The 17,797-nt window shown below is 49.0% G+C and carries 16 protein-coding genes and 1 tRNA gene; 7 read left to right on the forward strand and 10 right to left on the reverse strand.

What is annotated here, in order from left to right:
- Positions 1-315 precede the first annotated feature (315 nt).
- Positions 316-1,293 (forward strand): hypothetical protein, encoded by a 978-nt coding sequence (locus LG202_RS05445; protein WP_230347385.1) that lies wholly within the window; start codon positions 316-318, stop codon positions 1,291-1,293.
- A gap of 115 nt (positions 1,294-1,408) precedes the next feature.
- Here the strand turns inward: LG202_RS05445 and LG202_RS05450 are convergent, their stop codons facing one another.
- The 7 genes from LG202_RS05450 to LG202_RS05480 all read right to left on the reverse strand — a co-directional run bounded on the left by LG202_RS05450 (position 1,409) and on the right by LG202_RS05480 (position 5,849).
- Positions 1,409-2,173: a plasmid recombination protein gene (locus tag LG202_RS05450; RefSeq protein ID WP_230347386.1), complete on the reverse strand. Its 765-nt coding sequence runs from the start codon at positions 2,171-2,173 to the stop codon at positions 1,409-1,411.
- A gap of 26 nt (positions 2,174-2,199) precedes the next feature.
- Positions 2,200-2,832, reverse strand: a complete 633-nt coding sequence (locus tag LG202_RS05455; protein WP_230347387.1) for a Rha family transcriptional regulator — start codon at positions 2,830-2,832, stop codon at positions 2,200-2,202.
- Complete coding sequence (locus LG202_RS05460; protein ID WP_230347388.1) at positions 2,829-3,113, reverse strand: helix-turn-helix domain-containing protein; 285 nt, start codon at positions 3,111-3,113, stop codon at positions 2,829-2,831. Before LG202_RS05460 ends, LG202_RS05455 begins: the two co-directional genes overlap by 4 nt.
- Positions 3,114-3,115: 2 nt before the next feature.
- Positions 3,116-3,334: a helix-turn-helix transcriptional regulator gene (locus LG202_RS05465; RefSeq protein ID WP_230347389.1), complete on the reverse strand. Its 219-nt coding sequence runs from the start codon at positions 3,332-3,334 to the stop codon at positions 3,116-3,118.
- A 78-nt stretch (positions 3,335-3,412) separates the two neighbouring features.
- Positions 3,413-4,171: a hypothetical protein gene (locus tag LG202_RS05470; RefSeq protein WP_230347390.1), complete on the reverse strand. Its 759-nt coding sequence runs from the start codon at positions 4,169-4,171 to the stop codon at positions 3,413-3,415.
- A gap of 89 nt (positions 4,172-4,260) precedes the next feature.
- Positions 4,261-4,518, reverse strand: coding sequence for a hypothetical protein (locus LG202_RS05475; protein ID WP_230347391.1), 258 nt, complete (start codon positions 4,516-4,518; stop codon positions 4,261-4,263).
- Positions 4,519-4,631: 113 nt separating this feature from the next.
- Positions 4,632-5,849, reverse strand: coding sequence for a tyrosine-type recombinase/integrase (locus tag LG202_RS05480; RefSeq protein ID WP_230347392.1), 1,218 nt, complete (start codon positions 5,847-5,849; stop codon positions 4,632-4,634).
- Between the two features lie 638 nt (positions 5,850-6,487).
- Here LG202_RS05480 and LG202_RS05485 point away from each other — a divergent pair.
- From LG202_RS05485 to LG202_RS05495, 3 genes are all read left to right on the forward strand, one after another.
- Positions 6,488-6,769 carry a hypothetical protein gene (locus tag LG202_RS05485; RefSeq protein WP_230347393.1) on the forward strand — a complete coding sequence of 94 codons (282 nt, stop codon included), beginning with the start codon at positions 6,488-6,490 and terminating at the stop codon, positions 6,767-6,769.
- A gap of 120 nt (positions 6,770-6,889) precedes the next feature.
- Positions 6,890-6,974: transfer RNA gene (locus tag LG202_RS05490), tRNA-Leu, on the forward strand.
- Positions 6,975-7,157: 183 nt separating this feature from the next.
- The gene (locus tag LG202_RS05495; protein ID WP_230347394.1) at positions 7,158-7,406 is read left to right on the forward strand and encodes a hypothetical protein; all 249 of its coding nucleotides are present in this window, start codon (positions 7,158-7,160) and stop codon (positions 7,404-7,406) included.
- Positions 7,407-7,408: 2 nt separating this feature from the next.
- Here LG202_RS05495 and LG202_RS05500 read toward each other — a convergent pair whose 3' ends face one another.
- The 3 genes from LG202_RS05500 to LG202_RS05510 form a co-directional block, all read right to left on the reverse strand.
- A complete protein-coding gene (locus LG202_RS05500; protein WP_230347395.1) occupies positions 7,409-8,008 on the reverse strand; it encodes a YbhB/YbcL family Raf kinase inhibitor-like protein in 600 nt (199 codons plus the stop codon).
- Between the two features lie 58 nt (positions 8,009-8,066).
- Positions 8,067-9,281 (reverse strand): PQQ-dependent sugar dehydrogenase, encoded by a 1,215-nt coding sequence (locus tag LG202_RS05505; protein WP_230347396.1) that lies wholly within the window; start codon positions 9,279-9,281, stop codon positions 8,067-8,069.
- A gap of 70 nt (positions 9,282-9,351) precedes the next feature.
- Positions 9,352-11,709 carry a TonB-dependent receptor gene (locus LG202_RS05510; protein ID WP_230347397.1) on the reverse strand — a complete coding sequence of 786 codons (2,358 nt, stop codon included), beginning with the start codon at positions 11,707-11,709 and terminating at the stop codon, positions 9,352-9,354.
- A gap of 342 nt (positions 11,710-12,051) precedes the next feature.
- Between LG202_RS05510 and LG202_RS05515 the strand changes: the two genes are divergently transcribed.
- From LG202_RS05515 to LG202_RS05525, 3 genes are read left to right on the forward strand one after another with little or no spacing between them, the layout of a single operon-like run.
- The gene (locus tag LG202_RS05515) at positions 12,052-13,497 is read left to right on the forward strand and encodes a TolC family protein (protein WP_230347398.1); all 1,446 of its coding nucleotides are present in this window, start codon (positions 12,052-12,054) and stop codon (positions 13,495-13,497) included.
- Positions 13,494-14,546 (forward strand): efflux RND transporter periplasmic adaptor subunit, encoded by a 1,053-nt coding sequence (locus LG202_RS05520; RefSeq protein ID WP_230347399.1) that lies wholly within the window; start codon positions 13,494-13,496, stop codon positions 14,544-14,546. Before LG202_RS05515 ends, LG202_RS05520 begins: the two co-directional genes overlap by 4 nt.
- A 13-nt stretch (positions 14,547-14,559) precedes the next feature.
- Complete coding sequence (locus tag LG202_RS05525; RefSeq protein WP_230347400.1) at positions 14,560-17,700, forward strand: efflux RND transporter permease subunit; 3,141 nt, start codon at positions 14,560-14,562, stop codon at positions 17,698-17,700.
- Positions 17,701-17,797: the final 97 nt, after the last annotated feature.

The raw sequence follows: 17,797 nt of genomic DNA on the forward strand, positions 1-17,797 counted from the left end.
CCCCATGTAGCTGAGCGACCATTTCACCCAGTAATGATCTCCGCCCTTCGCGGCCCTCGCTGCGTAGAAAGGTATTGAAGAGAGCCGCTCTCTTTTGCGTGCTGCTTCCCGCGCGATAGGGACGTGACGATCTGGAAAGCTCGGCAGCAATTCTTTCACGATCTTCAGTAGTGAAGGGTCTGTCGTCAACGTACTCGAATTGTCGTGATTCTTGAGTGGGATTGCCATTAAAGAAACCTTTCAAGGCCATTAATACCCTAAGGCAAATACATGGGTAAAGCTAAGATGTGGTCACCATTTACTTGAGACACATCAATGATCGCAATTGAAATGCCACAAATCCGCTATGTAATGGGTAGCGAGGCCAAGCGATATTCAACCTGGGCGGATGTTGGTTATGGCAGCCATTATAAGTCAGGAAAGTTTCAATATAAGCATGCTCCTGCCGTTGCATTGATAGCTGCTGCAGGCACTGTTAAAGCTGGTATTGCTGCCGGCGGCCTTCTCGGTGGCATTATGATTACAGGCGGCATTGCTTCTGCTCTTGGCACCATTACTGGCAATAAAACGCTCTCAACTATTGGGACAGTCTCTAGTCTAGCCAGTGTAGGTGCTACTGCATTCATGGATCAGGCAAAGAATTTTGTAAACCCACTTACCAATTTTGGCGACTCCATGATGGGGAGCGCCTTAGGCAATATGAAGGATGGAATTGGTAAATTCTTTGGCGACCTTACCAACAACTCCAATCAAACAGCCTCTTCTGTTGGAGTGCAAACCGGCGATATGCTTACAAAAGCTGCAGCTGAAGCAATGCCTGATACTACACAAAAAGGACTAATCAACAGTTTAGTTGAGTCTGGAAGTAAGGGCGGAATCAAATTAGGAGCGGATGTGTTTGGTAAGTCAGTTTCGACTAATCCTGGGTTGCTTAACTCGATCCTCGATAGCAAAGATATGCTTAATCTTGGTGTTGGATTATCTAATGGATACTACGAGGGGCAGAAGATGGAGCAAAACCAACCTCTAGTTGATGCTCAAACTGGTGCTTACAATGCCAACGCCAACAAAACAAATTATGAAGTCCAGCAACAGCAACAACGAACAGCCAATCTACAAGCTCAGCCTGAAATTGGGCTAATGGTAAATCCAAATGCAAATGTATTTTCCGGTAAAACACAACCTCAAGGGAAGATGCTCGTTAACTTTAATGGAACAAGCATGTTTATTACCCCAGAGGAAGCGCAAGCTTTGAACACCCAAATCAATCAAAGCGGGCTACTTTATTCATAAACATAAGATGTTACGGATTACTTGAAAGTCTTTACTGTGTGAATGAGCTTGATACTACTGAAAAGTAAATTCCCTATACACAGGATAGGGAATTGTGTTTTTTTGCTCTAATTCCCTATATAGGGTTTTGTATTTTTCCATGTCCAACTGAGGTCATAATCTGCACGAAAGATTTCCTTTTACGCTTGCCTGGCAAGTGACTTAACGCCAAGTGCTCGGCATAGGGCGCAGGGTCAGCATGAATAGCATCACGCACAAAAGGCCATAACGCAGAATGTTGCACCGGATCACTAGATAGAGACTTGATTACATCCCTTGCAAGCATGGCTTTGTCCCGCTCATTTATCTTGGCATTGACCTGGCTTAATCCATATCGCCTTGCCACTTCGCTATAGAACAGGCTACGTAAGCGGTTCATGTTGCCTGTATTGCCAATCAGATCACTACCTTGCATATGTCCTTTAACTAGCGGCAATATCACGGCATGCGCATGCGGCGCTGACTCATCCAAGTGAACATCGAAAGCCAGCAGCTCGCCCTGCATGTTGCGTTGCACCCATGACAAACAATCCTGAAAGAATGGCCGAGTGTCATGCTGGTGGCGATCAATAGGCAAACTAAAAAGGATTTCCACGCCCATCACGCCATTTTTACGTGGAGTTTCTATTCCAGCTTCAAGCATGGCGACTTTGGCGCGAACGGCGATTTCTCGTGCACATCCATCACCATGCAGAGAGTAATTGAGCGTGATTCTTGTCGGGTCAATATGCCCACCGGTACCACGCTCTTGCTGAATTTCTCTACGATTGTGCTTGAGTGCTTCCTCTATACCATTCTTACCCTTGATGCGTCCCAGCCGGAATAAGTGACTGGCGGCCATGGATTAGCCTATCCAAGTCGCTACGGTCATGACTGACTCTCCTGGGCAAGTTGCATTGCTGGTGGGATTAATGCCTGCAGTGCGTCCTTGGCCTTCTGGTATGCCTCCTTGCTGTTGCTGGCAGTATGAGCCGCACTCGCTGCAATGAATTGGGCAGCCACCAGCATGCTCTTGTGTGGAAATGGCAAAGAGTTACGTTCACCAGATCCAATCCCTACCGCCTTGTTCACCAGCCTATTGAAGTTCATGTGGATATGGCGGCTATTGGCATCGAGGTGAGCCAATTCGTCGTGCATGGCATGATAGCCTGGTAGGTACTCGGTTTGATGGCTTTCCAAGGCTTTACGAGCATCACGGAATGCCTGGACCAGCTTCACCTTGATGGCACGCACCTTGACAGTATTACGGCTGTAGACCAGCAAGAGATAGGCTTGATCTTCGTTGAGCATGGCGTAATGTTCCGGCCTGCCACCAGCTGAACCCTTGGGAGGTTTTCCGGTTTGAAACCGGATTACCCCTAATTGCTCAAAGTCACCTTTATAGTCTTTGATTAACCCATAGGTGTTCTGGTGTTTCACTCCCAGGCTATCAGCGATCAAGCGACTATCAATGCGCGGCTCGGATTTAACCTGGATATGGATTAATGGCTGGTGGTTCATGCTGCCATCCTCCATACATAACGAGCTACGCGGTGCTGCTTGCCCTGCTCTGTGATATCGCTAGTCCAAACGGTATCAATTTTGCATCCTTGCTGACGTAGTTCATGAATACGTGCTGCTGGCATCATGATGTCAAGCTCACGCCGAGCTTCGATAGTGGTGATTGAGTTCCACACTACAAGAAAATCTAGCAACCTTTGTCTTTGTGCTTTTGCTGTATTATCGTTATGGTTGTAAGTACGGTTTAAGGCTGCCTTTAGGTGGCCTTTTTTCTTATCCATAATTAGGCGGCCTCCCTACCTTGGCTAGCATCAATACGAGCTTGTGCCCAGGTTTCAACGTCTGAGGCTTTCCAGGCAGTGATATTGGCAGATAGCTTGATTGGCTGTGGAAATTTATTCTGCTTTACCCAGCTCCAAATGCTAGAACTTGAAACACCCAAACGAGATTTGAGTTCAGTAATACGGTAGAACTGTGGTGCTTGAAGATATGTGTTGCTCATGCGTGGTTTCCTTATTTTGATAACCCAGTCCCGCTTGTTTGCATCCAATGCGGTTCTGCATGAGCACATCGTAGTTTTCTACGAGGATGAAGGGTGAGACGTTAAAACCAAATTATTTTTGCCTTTTAAGGTCGCAAGAATACTACGTACAGATCTGTCACTGGCATCGCCATCAAGAAACACTACATTAGCAATAGATGCAAGGTGTGCATTCAATGGCCGGCCAATCATTGTGGTGCCGTCCGCTCTCCGTGCCATTAGAAAATAACTACCCAAACAAACAATAAATTCTCTCTGCTGTGGATTTCCTACATTCTTTCTTGCTGCGCCAGTCTCACTCATTACCTTACCGGCTTTATCTTTTGCAAGCTTGGCAAAACCTTCTAACAGCCCTGATGCACTTGGCCAATAATGTAAGACATTTCGCGCCAGACTCTCTCGATCCACAGCATGAAGACTATGAAGTTTTTTCAACCCAAGAATAGTCAATTCATCGTCATCAAGAAGCATATAGGCTGGTACGTCTAAATTTTTACTTGTACGAACTTTTCCAGCCAGCAGGTTAAATGTTTTGCTTAGATCCAATAAATCTCTCTTAATATCCTCTCTATTTTCGCGCGGCATTTTCTGACTTTTAAGCTTTGCATGACATATCCAACTCCATAGCTCAAGCCAATCCCTCTCTGAGCTCAGATGCTTACCCAGTGCTATCCATGCCTTATTCATATTTTCATCTTCAACATTAAGAAGCCTTCCTAGAATCACTTTTCCAGGGAACCTCCTACTCTCAGAATACTTTTTCACTAATACATTAGGTACATGCTCTGAGTATTTCATTACGCATCTTTCAAAGACGAGCAATCCCGGGCAAGGAGGTTTCCGCTTTTCGCCTGGCCAGATTGGGGATGCTCGATCAGCTTAATAAATTAATCCAAATAAATTGCAGCCGCTCCATATTTATTTGCCATTAACTGATGTGCAACTTTTGCAGTTGTATAGTTAAACCAAGGTGTTCGATGCTCTTTGCCATTTTTCACAAAGAGGACACAACATCTAACCTTATGCCGGTGGTCGTTCCAAGTTAATACACTTTCAGATCGTGCTGCCAAATAGTCTTTACGCCATTTAGCTTTTCTTTCACGATTAGATATCAATCTTGATGGTGTAAAATCGGCGTCAGCCATAGCGTGATACTCCTTTTCAGTATTGCGTTGTGGTGAGGGTTGGCTGGTGGACCTCTCACAGTTAACCAGCCTTCCCGCTAATGCCTGATACCGTCAGGCGGCGGTGTTGCTCTTTATGCCGTTTTCAATGGGATGACTTTCGCCCCACTCTGCACTGCATCAATGTAATCTGCCCATCGCTGAATAATCTGGTGGCGCTCTTCCAGAAATTGCGCGCGATCATAGGCGGCCTGTATCTCATCTTTCTTGGCATGGGCTATTTGAGCTTCCAGCACGTCAGGATCAATCCTCAAGCGCTCACGAGCGATGGTTCTGAATGTCGCCCTGAAGCCATGGGAAACTGTCACACCACGCAAGCCAGCCTCTCGCAGCGCCTTGCTGATGCTATCCCGATTCAGGTGCTTACCCATTGGGTCACGCTCACCAGGGAACACAAATGGAGAGTTGCCACTGTAGGCAATCGCTTCTTGCAGCAATGGGATTAGTTGCTTAGGCAATGGGGTAATATGGTCATTGCCTGTTTTCATGCGCTTGGCTGATACGTGCCACTCCCCTGCCTGCAGATCCAGTTCTGATTTGAGCATGCCCGCCACCACACCAGGACGCGAAGCGGTATATAGCAGGGTTTGCACTGCAACTCGCATTTTGTGGGAGTCGATATCGTTGATCTTGTCCAACATACTGGGCAAGTCGTTGGTTTTGGTCACTGCCGCGTAATGTGCCCTCTCTGTCTTGGGCAACACACCCTTGAGGGATAGCAGCTTGCCATCTTCGCGCAAGCCTTCCTGAATGGCATAGTCAACAATCTGGTTCACGTATTGCCTGGCTTTCACGGCCAATCTCGGGCCGCGCTCATGGACATACAGCAGCACAGGTTTGACATCAGCGCTGGAAAGCTCAGAAATCGCTCTAGGGCCAATTTTAGGGTAAAGGTAATCGTCTAGTACCTCCCTAGCCTTTCGCGCCGTCTCTGAGGCCCAGCTTTTCGATTTGTGGGCATGCCATTCCTCACCCACTGACTTGAATGTTCCCCTGATGCTGGCTTTGAGTTGCTGCTTGGCTTCTTGCTTTGCGACAGCAGGATCAATCCCAGCGGCAAGCCTCTCCCTCTGATCCTGGGCAAGTGCTCTAGCCACAGGTAAAGAGGTTTCAGGATATGAGCCGAGGCCGATCCAGTTCCGGCGGCCATCAGGGCGCGTATAACGAAACACCCAGCGCTTATTTCCACCAGCATCAACAACCAATGACAAACCACGCCCATCAGCCAGCGTCTTTCCTGGCTTGGCAGCATCAATCTGCTTGATTGTTAGACCTTTGGCGAGTTTAGGCATAGCGTTCGGGTACTACCGAAATTTATATACCGAAAAATATACCAAAAACTTGCTGGATTGTGTTGGACTATTTTGGATGGCGTTGCACAGTATTTTCTACAACACCCTATTATGAAAGGATTTTGCGAGGATATTTTTGGATTAGATCAGATTAACCTGGATGACTATTCTGGTTTTCTTCTGGCACCAAATAGTTGATAACAAAGAGGCACCGTTACTGAATTCAGGCGGTGCTTTTTTATTGTCATCGTTACCAAATACCTCTTTCAACACTTCCCAAACCAACACTGTAATTTCATTAGCGGCCATTGTCCCATTAAAACCATTACAGGTCTAAGACAATATCTTCGCCAATTACCTTGATTGCGAACAAACGATTGCAAGAGCAATCTGCCCACACCCTTCATTAAGCATGTAATGGTCGGACTTATCTTACACAAGCTCGGCATCCGCACTGATAGTAGCGCCTGAGCAAAGCACCTACATTAGCACCACGTACAGCAAATTGATTTTGTAATTTCTGCACGATTACAGTAAGCGCCGTGTATGCATGTTGCTGACGATCTACATTACCAAAATGATCAACAAAATATGTGATACCCCGCTTCAGAGTGACCTATGCTTTGGGGAGAATGATCATGGACAGACTTTTGGAAATTTTACGCAGGATAGAGAATGGAGAAACTACCTTCCAACCTTCCAACCAACAAGATATGGTTCGATTCCAAGTAGAGGTTGTATGCTTGCAATATGCCCATCGCCAAGGTCTGATTAAACAACCTTGGTTTGTTACCAGCACATCCCACGAATATCCTTGGCAAATTGAGAAAGTGTCCATTTTAGTATTGACTGATTTAGGTCGTAGATTCGTCAAAATACAATCCCTCAAAAGCAAAAGCGCCACGACCGAGAAAGGCTGATCAAGAATTTACAGCTTTATCAGAAAATCTATACTTAGATTAGCTACACAATTAAAACTGCGCTATAATCCGATCCCTTCGTAGATGCTTAGAGGCATATCTACACTACGAACATGGTAAGCGAAAGTGGCGGAATTGGTAGACGCACTGGATTTAGGTTCCAGCGCCGCGAGGCGTGAGAGTTCGAGTCTCTCCTTTCGCACCAGTGACTTATGAGTAATTAATTCAGTCGAATTAAAGCGTGTAGTCACTCGTGTAGTAAAAATCATTACCTCATCAGACAAAAGCCTAATCCTTCAACCCGCCCATCTATAGGGTTGGCTTATTTGACACATTCCTCAAAGCTAGACAATATCAACACTGTTCAATGCACTAAAGAAAGTAGTTTATGCAAAGCACGATCAATCAAGATGAAATCAATATGTTGCGGGCCGAACTTGAGATTCTCATGCGGGAGCGCCAATCATTATTGAAAGTTACTGGTGCTGCTGCTGGGTTGATTGCTGAGCTGGATAGCCATGATCTACCAGCAGGTACCGAAGAGGCTGCTGAGTTACTTGCAAGCAACATCAACAAGCTCTCGGAGGAAACGCTACAAGATGCATTGAACTCGGTTCAGGCGATTATTGCGGGCTAACGCTAGTCGCGGGGAGACTCATAGACTCCCTCAAGTTTTCCTTTTGCCAGTACTTTTCCTCGCAAGGCTTCTACAAACTGTTCCCGTGACACTCCTTCTGGCACAGCCAAGATATTATCCAGGGCATACACTTGGAAATAGTAATGATGAGTACCCGTCAATGGACGCGGACGCGGGCCAAGATAACCAGTCCTCCCACTGATAGTGACTCCCTGTAATACGCCATCAGGTTTTATCAATTTGCCATCTTTAGGCAAATCGGCAGGCAAAGAAGTTACTGTGCCAGGAATGTTGTACACCACCCAATGCACGATGGGCTTACCATCCTTGATACCATCTTCATCCTCCAGCAATATCGCATAACTCTTGGTACCTGCTGGTCCAACACTCCAGGATAGAGCTGGAGATAATGAGTCACCATAGCTTGAGTTTTCCAAGGGAATACTCTCACCATGCTTGAATGTGGCCGATTTTACTTCCAGCACAGTGTCAGTTCTTGCCTGGATACTGTTATATGTCAGGTCTGCTTTTACTTGATCAGCCAACGCCACATGGCTGCTGACAATCATCACTCCCAACCCCCATATCCATAAATTTTTCACATTATTCTCCTGTTTTAAAATACAAAACCCCGCAAACCTATTACGGGGCATAGTTCAATTAACGCTTTGGCGGCTCGATCTTGTAAAGCGCTCCATTGGGATCATCTGTCAGCACATAAATAAAACCATCTGGACCTTGACGCACATCGCGTATACGCTGCGCCAAATGAGCCAGCAGGCGCTCTTCATGAACGACCTTGTTACCATCCAGCTCAAGACGGATGAGCTGTTTGTCCGCGAGGGACCCTAGCAACAAGTTGCCTTTCCACGCCGAGTCAGCAGTCACAAATGTGAGGCTGGATAATGCCGGTGATTTTGCCCAGTAATAAACCGGCGGCTCAAATCCGTCCCCACGCTTGTGAGGTCCTTTGGTTTCTGCCGTCTGCTTACCCGTGTAATCAACGCCATAACTCGCGATCGGCCAACCATAGTTTTTACCAGGCTGTACGATATTGAGCTCATCCCCACCACGAGGCCCTTGGTCAGTCGTCCAGATTTGGCCTGTAATAGGATGAAAACCTATGCCTTCGGCGTTGCGGTGGCCATAGGACCAAATCTCTGGGCGAGCACTCTTCTTGCCAACAAATGGGTTGTCCTTGGGGACAGATCCATCAAGATTCAGGCGCACAACTTTACCGGCAAGTTTATCCAGTTGTTGTGGGGCAAGATTAACGTGATTGTCGCCATGCGTGATGAACACATGCCCCTTGTCATCAAAAAGGAAGCGGCCACCGAACTCCCAGTAAGGAGACTCTGCCTGCTTGGGTTCCTGACGATAGATCACCTTAAAATCCTCGAGACTACCTTGCTCCAATCTTGCTGTTGCTACGGCAAGCCCGACGGGCTCATCATCGCCAGTACCTTCCGAATATGACAGATAAACTGTCTGGCTTTTCTTGAAGTCTGGTGCCAATGCAACATCCAGCAAGCCGCCATGACCGCCAACAAAGACCTTAGGCACTCCTTGAATGGGATCAGAAACCTCACCTTGCGGAGTAATGCGGCGTAACTTCCCTGTTCTCTCGGTGATCAAGAAATTGCCATCTGGCAAGAAAGCAATCGACCAAGGATGAGAAAGCTTGTCCGCGATTTTGGTGTGATGGATTGTTCCAAGTTGTGAGCCAGCCTGCTGACGCTCGCCCTTGATACTAGGGGCGACTCTTAAGGGAGCAGGCAGGTCAGCAATAGTTGCCGTACCAGCAATCACAGGCATGGAAAACAGGTAAAGAGTAGTCGTCAGACCACTCATTAGCAGTGAAAATTGCTTATTCATTATTCATTTACCTCTACGGATATGATGTAAGTGGAATGGCCATTCGGCGAAGGCCAACTCCTTGGATTGATTAAAAATTAAGCTGCAGGCTACCGACGATAGTCCTGGGTTCGGCTAATACATAAGTGGCAGGGCCAACGAGTTGAGACGGTGCCAAGCTGGGATCAGAGGAAAAACGCCCTGTATTCACTCCCTGTAGATACTGTTTATCAAACAGGTTGTTGACGTTCAGGCTAAAGACCCCACTCTTGAAATAGCGACCAAGATTATTCCAGCGATAACCCAAGGCAAGGTTGACGGTGGTGACAGCAGCAATCTTTTCATGGTTAGTTAGGTCCCCGTAAAGGCTACCTTTATAAAAAGCACGGATATCGCCATATAAACTGCCATCGTCATACCCTATGCCAATCGTCGCCAAGTGCTTGGGCGTGTTGAACAATTGCTTACCCTTGGTTGGCAGGGCATTTCGCCCACCAACAGTAACGCCCCCCTCCAGCTCAAAATCTTCCTTTTGGGTAGCCGCAACATAGGCGTACGAAGCGGCATAATTGAAGTTATGAGGCAGCAAACCATTCAAGGCAAATTCAGCCCCTTTGGTCTCGACTTTTCCGGCGTTGTAATACGCAGTGACAAAACTAGGCGTTTGGTAAGAGACTTGACGATTCTTGAAATCATCAAGGAACAAAGCCAGGCTAGTGCTCAAGCGACTGTCGCGGTAGCGCCATCCCACCTCCTGGTTAATGGTGGTTTCTGGTTTTTGTGAAGTACCCACAGCACCATATAGCGAAGCTGCTGCAGGTATCCGCATATTGGATGAGGCGCTGTAATAGACTTGGTTGTTCTGGTCAGCCTGATAATCCAGCGAAAAAGCCGGCAAGAAGCGCTCATAAGTCGCATCACGCTCATAGCCTGGATTGCTGTAATTAATTGCACCACTACTCAGGACTTGCCCAATATTCTTACCTTCCAGCTTGGTATGCTGATATGCCAATGCAGCCGTAACTTTCAATCTCTCAGTCGCATTCCAGATATCCTCAGCCCAAAGCTTGAGCGTCGGCGAGTCAGTGCGCTGGTCAGACATATAGATTGGGTTGCCACGCCCATCTGACGCAATATTGCTCTCTCCGTTGGTCGTATAGGGTTTACCGTTAGACTTGATCGGAACATAGGAGAAGGTCTGTCGTGAATGCCAACGCTCATACCAAGCCCCCAACTGCAGTTTATTGGTAGCGGTAAGTTGCCAATCCAATCTTGCTGAAATACCTGGCCGATACTGAGCCGGTAACATCTGGCGTGCAAATGGCACTCCGGTGTCCAGTTGGTCACCATCTCGATTCAGGTCGACATTGAGCAGCGTTTCATTTAATGCAAACGGCCCTGCCGAAGATGTTCCTCCACGAATCCGCTGAAAATATGGATCTATGGAAAGATCGAGATTGTCGGCAAGCTTGAAGTGGCTATTGATCATGTAGTTCTGCACATGAAAGCTTGTCGACATCAGCCATTGGCTAGATGGTGTCGTACCATTCACAACATTGTCATTCACGCCAGTGGTACCAGAATAGGTCGGGTAAGTAGTCAGCGCATAGCCACTGCGATAAGGCAATGAATCAAACTGGGCCTTGGTCTTGGGCATGGTGCTCCAGTTTTCCAGCTCCTGTGTGGAAATGATCAAGTTGATGCTGTTTTCATTCCATGCATATTGCAGGTTTGCGCCCGCACGCTTGGTTTGCGCCCTCAAGTCACTCGCTTGCCAATTGTCATATCGGCTATCAGAAACCGATATCCACCCTGAAAATCCAGCATGTTCACCAAAATTCACTCTGGCATAGGTTTTTTGGACATCGTTATTACCAAATGTCTGCTTGAAAAACACTCCAGCCTCTGGCGTAGGGGCAACGGTTTTCAGGATGATGCTACCCCCACTAGCAGTCACACTAGGCAAGGAGATTGCTGAAGAACCATAGATCAAGCTGATCGACTCATAGTCCTCTGGGTCGCCAATCACACTGCCAACTGCCATTTGGAACAAGGGATCATTCAAGGGCAATCCATCACGCACAATCCCAATTTGGCTGCCACTAAACCCACGAACAGTGAAACCTGCACCACCAGCTCCCCATGAGTTACCCCCCTGTGAATTCACGCCTGGCAGAAACTTTAGCGAATCATATACAGTGCCTATTCCTCCCAGCTTCTCCAATTGAAACTTGGTCAACGTAGCACGTGACCCAGGTGTTGTTTCAATCTTGGTATCCCCTAGATAGGTATCGCTGATTTTTTTATCGCTCACCACGACGACTGATCCAAGGTCTGCGGGTTCAGCCTCCGCCTCACTTTCTTCCGCATAGCCGTGATGGGCATATAGCACCAGCGCAAGCTGAACTAAAGAGCTCAAGCGCTTGGTACCCGTTGGTATTTGCCTCATTGCATTACTCCCCAAGAAAATTTATGGATCCAGCTCACGAAGCTGGATCAGCGCATGACGCTGACTTGGGGATGGCAAATTTCATTCCACCATACAATTAAACTAAATCAAACAATTAAGAACATCTCTTAATTTCATGATTTATATATTTCTATATCCACTTTAATTTTGTTGCACCACAGAAAAACCTTATCTATTACTGCAACAACAGCAACACGCCCTTGTTGCAGATGGAACACGCAGCGTATTGGATAGCAACATTCATTATCTTGTGTATTGACGCCATTGCCGCCAACTCTGTCAGGTTGTACCATCGGGCATGGAGTGAATAATGACGGCGCGATGAAAACAATAAAACAGCCGCCCGGACGATGGACGACAATCACGCTGTGCAGCTTGCTGGCAACAGGATGTGGCTATCAGCAATACCAAGCTCATCCTATTGCGGCAGCACAGGGGCATGTTTCGTTACGGGCACACGATACGGGAGATAGCGGCTTTCTGGCTTATTTGCAGGCAGAGGGTCATCACAACTTACCTGGGGAATGGGGATGGCAGGAGCTCATGCTCTGCACACTGTATTTTCATCCCGACCTTGATGTTGCCCGCACCCAGCTTAGCCGTGCCATGGCCTCCATCACAACGGCAGCCCAACGGCCCAACCCCGGGATATCGATGGGTGCTGGTCGTCGCAATGAACCTGAGGTTCCTGAAGTCTATAGCCTGAGTTTTAATATCCCGATTGAAACGGCTGGCAAGCGCCAGGCGAGGATTGATATGGCGACGAACCTATCAGAAAGTGCTCGCCTCAATATTGCCCAAACCACATGGAATCTGCGTTACCGCTTGCTTTCAAGCTGGATTGAGTTCAATGCAGCTCACCAGAACCTGGTCCTGCTCCAGCAAGAAGCCAAGTTACGTGAAGAGATTGTCACCATGCTTACGCTGCGCTTGCAGGCTGGCATGATTTCCAGCGTCGAATTGAGTAATGCAAAGCTGCAATGGCAGAAAACAGAGCAGGCAGTGGTAGAAGAACAAGGGCGCATGGACGAGCTCAAGACCCAGCTTGCCAGCAATGCGGGCTTACCACTCAATAAATTTGATCAATTGCAGTTGAGATTAGACACTGTGGATCAGTTGCTGGGCATGCGGCACGATACCGCCATGATCAACACGCTTAACCCAGCCACGCAAGATGCCGCACTGTTGAACCGGGTTGATATACGGGCAGGGCTGGCAAGTTATGCTGCAAGCGAGGCACGCGTGCGACTCGAAATTGCACGCCAATATCCTGACATCAGCCTTGCCCCTGCTTATAACTATGAAGAAGGATTCCATATCTGGTCATTGGGCATTAACAGCCTTTTGCATATCCTGCACCGTAACCAAGGCCAGATTGCCGAGGCAATCGCATTACGCGAAACAGAAGCTGCACAATTTGAAGCTTTACAGGCACGCGTCATCGCCGCCATGGACAGCTCCAGGAGCCGTTATCGCTCAGCCTTGCAGGCACTGGAACAAGCTCGCCATGTATATGAAGCACAGCAAAACCAGACAGAGCAAGCCAAACTACGCTTTGAGCATGGGTTTGCTGACCGCCTGGAGTTGTTTACTTATCAGTTGGAAAACCTGCTTGCCAAGCAACGGCTAATCTCGGCTGAGTATCAGATACAACGCGCCGCAGCTGCGCTTGAAGATAGCATGCAGCTGCCTATGGAGAATCTCAAGTCCATGCCAGCCGATGCTGAACACCCCACGCCCAAGCCTCGCCAGGAAATCACGTCATGAGTAAAAAAGCCACCGCCGTCATCATCATCCAGGCTGGCCTCATCGTTGTATTGCTTTGGTTGCTGGTATTGTTCAGTAAAGATGAATTCGAGGCATTCAATGAAGAGGAAGAAATTGAAAGCCCGCAACGTGTCCATACCGAGGCTGGCATCAGCACGATCATCCTGAGTGCAGAAACCCAACAACAAAGTGACATCCGTACCGAACCTCTCAGCATGGCAAAATATCAAACAACGCTAGAAAGCCTGGGGAATGTGTTAAGCCTGGATGGCTTATTGGGCCTGCGTAGCCAATACATGAGTGCACTGGGTGACCTCGCCGTGGCACAGGCAGCCCTGGCTAACAGTAAAAATGACTACGAACGCCTGTCGTTGCTCAATCAGCATGAGCGCAATATCTCAGACAGAATGGTCATATCCGCCGAAGCGCTCTACAAGAGTGACTTGGCCAAGCTACAGGCACATGAAGCGGCACTCGATAACCTGCGCTACACAGCACGACAGCAATGGGGAGATCGCCTTGGGCTAGGCATGCTAGAGCCCAAGCCAAGTGCCGAGATCAATGCTTTGCTGGAGTACAAGCAAGTGTTGTTACGTATCGCCTTGCCTACACAACAAACCCACCCCACCAGCACATTACACGTTACCCCGGTTGGGAGCGGTATTCCACCCATCACGGCGCATTTACTTGCCCTCTCGCCACAGGCGGACCCTGTACTGCAAGGCAAAACTTATTTTTACACGGCACCAGCGGCCAACCTGCGGGCAGGCATGCGACTGAGCACTCAAGAGCTTGATACGGCCAACATGATGAGCGGGGTGATTGTACCGCCACAAGCCGTTGTCTGGTATGGCGGTAAGGCATGGGTATATCGTCAGTACACGACAGAAAAATTTGTACGCGAACCCATTGATACAGATAAAGAAAGTGATCAGGGATGGTTTAACAGGGATAAATTCAAGCCCGGAGATAGCATCGTCATCCATGGTGCCCAGCTCCTGCTTTCTGAGGAACTCAAGTACCAGATCAAGAATGAAAATGACGACTAGGAGCTGAATAACCATGATGTCAGCCCTGATCCGTTTTTCAATACGCCATAGTGGCGTGATGATGGCGCTCGCCATCATGTTGGTGGTCTATGGTGTCTACAAGACGATTCATAGCCACCTTGATGTATTCCCTGAGTTTGCCCCCACCCAGTTGATCATCCAGACTGAGTCGCCCGGCCTGTCTGCCGAGCTGGTCGAGTCACTCGTCACACAGCCACTAGAGAACGGTATTGCCGGGACTGTCGGCATCAGCAGCATACGGTCGCAATCTATCCCCGGCCTCTCTGTTATCACCGTGATTTTTGATGAATCCACGGATATCTACCGCAATCGCCAGGTTGTCGCAGAGCGGCTTGCCACGCTCAATAGCATCTTGCCAGCCGGCATTGTCCCCAATATCACGCCACTCACATCCTCCGCCAGCACTGTATTGGGCATCGGCCTTACCTCTGACGTCAGGAGCTTGAGTGAGCTGCGCACGCTGGTGGACTGGACAATCAAACCGCACTTGATGGCAGTGCAAGGGGTTGCGGATGTCAATGTGTTTGGCGGTGAAGTGCGCCAACTCCAGATACAAGTCAACCCAGCCAAACTGGTGCGCTACAACCTTTCCCTGCAGCAAGTCGTCGATGCCGTGAGCCGCAGCACCGGCATACGCGGAGCTGGTTTTATCGAAAACACCAACCAGCGCATCATCATCAATACTGAAGGCCAGGCACTCAACCCCCACCAACTATCACGTACTGCACTGCTACATGTCTCAGGCCAAACCCTGCGGATTGCCGATATCGGGCAGGTTGTTGAAGGCGCGGTGCCCTCCATTAGCGCTGCGGCTATCAATGGTAAAACGGGGATATATCTCTCGGTGCAATCCCAGCTAGGCGCGAATACCAAGGGGGTCACCCAGGCGGTTGAGGCAGCCCTCGTTGAACTTGGCCCGGTACTGGATACCAAGGAAGTAACGCTGCACCCTGCACTATTCCGCCCAGCCAATTTTATCGAGACTGCCACCAAGAGCGTGCAAATCGACATTCTCATCGGCTCTGCCCTAGTGATCGGCATCTTGTTTTTGTTCCTGTTCAACGTACGTGCTGCATTCATTTCCGCCACCGCTATTCCACTCTCTTTACTGACAGCCATCGTGGTCTTGCAGCACTTTGGCATGGGCCTCAACATCATGGTGCTGGGCGGCCTGGCGATTGCGCTGGGCGAAGTGGTTGATGATGCCATCATTGACTCAGAAAACATCTTTCGCCGCATTCGCGAAAACCGGTTATTGGCTAACCCTGCTCCATTACATCACGTGGTATTCCAGGCATCGATGGAGGTGCGCAGCTCAGTGGTGTATGCCACCTTCATTGTGGCGCTGGTTTTCCTGCCTTTGCTAACCATAGGGGGGGTCGCTGGCAAGCTGTTTGCCCCGTTGGGTATTGCTTATATCCTGGCTATCATGGCGTCATTGCTGATTGCGCTCACGATCACCCCTGCTCTCTGCTATTTACTGCTTGGCAAATCCGCCAACCTGAAAACAGAAGACTCTCCCATTATCCGCATGATCAAGCGCTGCTATGTGCGCTGCCTGCGCAGCATTGAACCACATTACAAACTGCTGATCGGTGGCACCCTGCTATTCATTGCACTGGGCCTCACTACGCTACCACTGTTCAAGAGCCAGTTTATTCCCAGCCTGCATGAAGGTCATTACATCATGCACATGACTGCAGTGCCGGGCACATCTGAACAGGAGTCCCTGCGTATCGGCAAAAAAGTCACCGAAGTCTTGCAAAGCATAGAAGGCGTACGTTCGGTTGCCCAGTGGGTAGGGCGTGCTCCCAATGGCGCAGATACCTTTGGCACGCATTACAGTGAATTCGAGATCGAAATCGGTGCCCTGTCAGGTGCGGAGCAACGTCGCATCCTGGAAGATATTCGTGAAAAACTATCCGGCATGGATGACGATGGGCCAGGTTATCCCGGATTTGTCGGCGTCAACTTTGCCATCAACACCTTCCTGACAGAACGTATAGAAGAAACCATCTCTGGCTATGCTGCAACCCTGGTCATCAATATTTACGGGCGTGATCTCGATGGCCTGAATCGCGATGCGGCAGCAGTCGCGGCCGCCCTGGCGGATACGCCAGGAGCTACCGATGTCATGATTCAATCCCCACCGGGTACTCCACAGCTAGTCATCAGGCTATTACCAGAGAAGCTGCTGCAATTTGGCCTGCACCCCAGTGATGTGCTGGATACCATCCGCATCGCCTATGAGAGCATGCCAGTCAATCAGGTTTATCAGGGCAACCGCGTCATCGGTGTTGCCGTGGTGCTTGCTCCGGAAGCTAGACAACATATACAGCAGGTAGGCAAATTACCCTTGCGCAATAATGAAGGCCGTATGCTTCAGCTCCAGGACGTTGCAGACATCCGGCAGGAAAATGGTCAATCCAAGATCCTGCACTTAGGAGCCAAACGCATCCAGACCGTCACGGCTAACCTGCGGGAAGGTGATGTCCACGACTTCTACCAGCGTGCGCGCCACAACATCAATCGCGAGGTCACGCTTTCTCCAGGCAATTACCTTGCCTTCAGCGGTGAAGCGCAAGCCGAGAGTCAAGCCAGTCAAGACCTTATCGTGCATTCCCTGCTGGCTTTTGGCGGAATATTCCTCCTGCTATACATCGCACTGGGAAACTTGCGTAACCTGGTACTCACCTTTTTCAACCTGCCATTTGCCTTGATAGGCGGCATTTTTGCCGCCATTCTGGCAGGTGGCTGGATATCCATAGGTTCCATGGTCGGGTTTGTGACCCTGTTTGGCATCACCCTGCGCAACTCCATCATGCTGATTTCACACTATCAGCACCTGATTGATCACGAGGGCTTGGAATGGAACCTGGAAACCGCCATCCGCGGAGCAACGGAGCGCTTACCCTCCATCCTCATGACAGCCTTGGTAACAGGCTTGGGCTTGCTGCCACTCGCTTTGGGCAGTGGCGAGCCAGGGCGCGAAATCGAAGGCCCCATGGCCACCATCATCGTAGGTGGTTTAGTTACGTCTACCCTGCTCAACTTGCTCGTTATGCCTGCCATCATGCTGCATCTCGGGCGCTTTGAAAAACGCCCCATAGAACAACACGACACTGTGGCATAAGCGTCGTAATTCTCTGTAGAATATCGCCATGAATCCGGCATGGCGATTGATATTACTAGGTTTAATATTATGCTCGGCACCGCTCGCTGCGGCGCCT

This window comes from Methylobacillus methanolivorans (assembly GCF_054588515.1).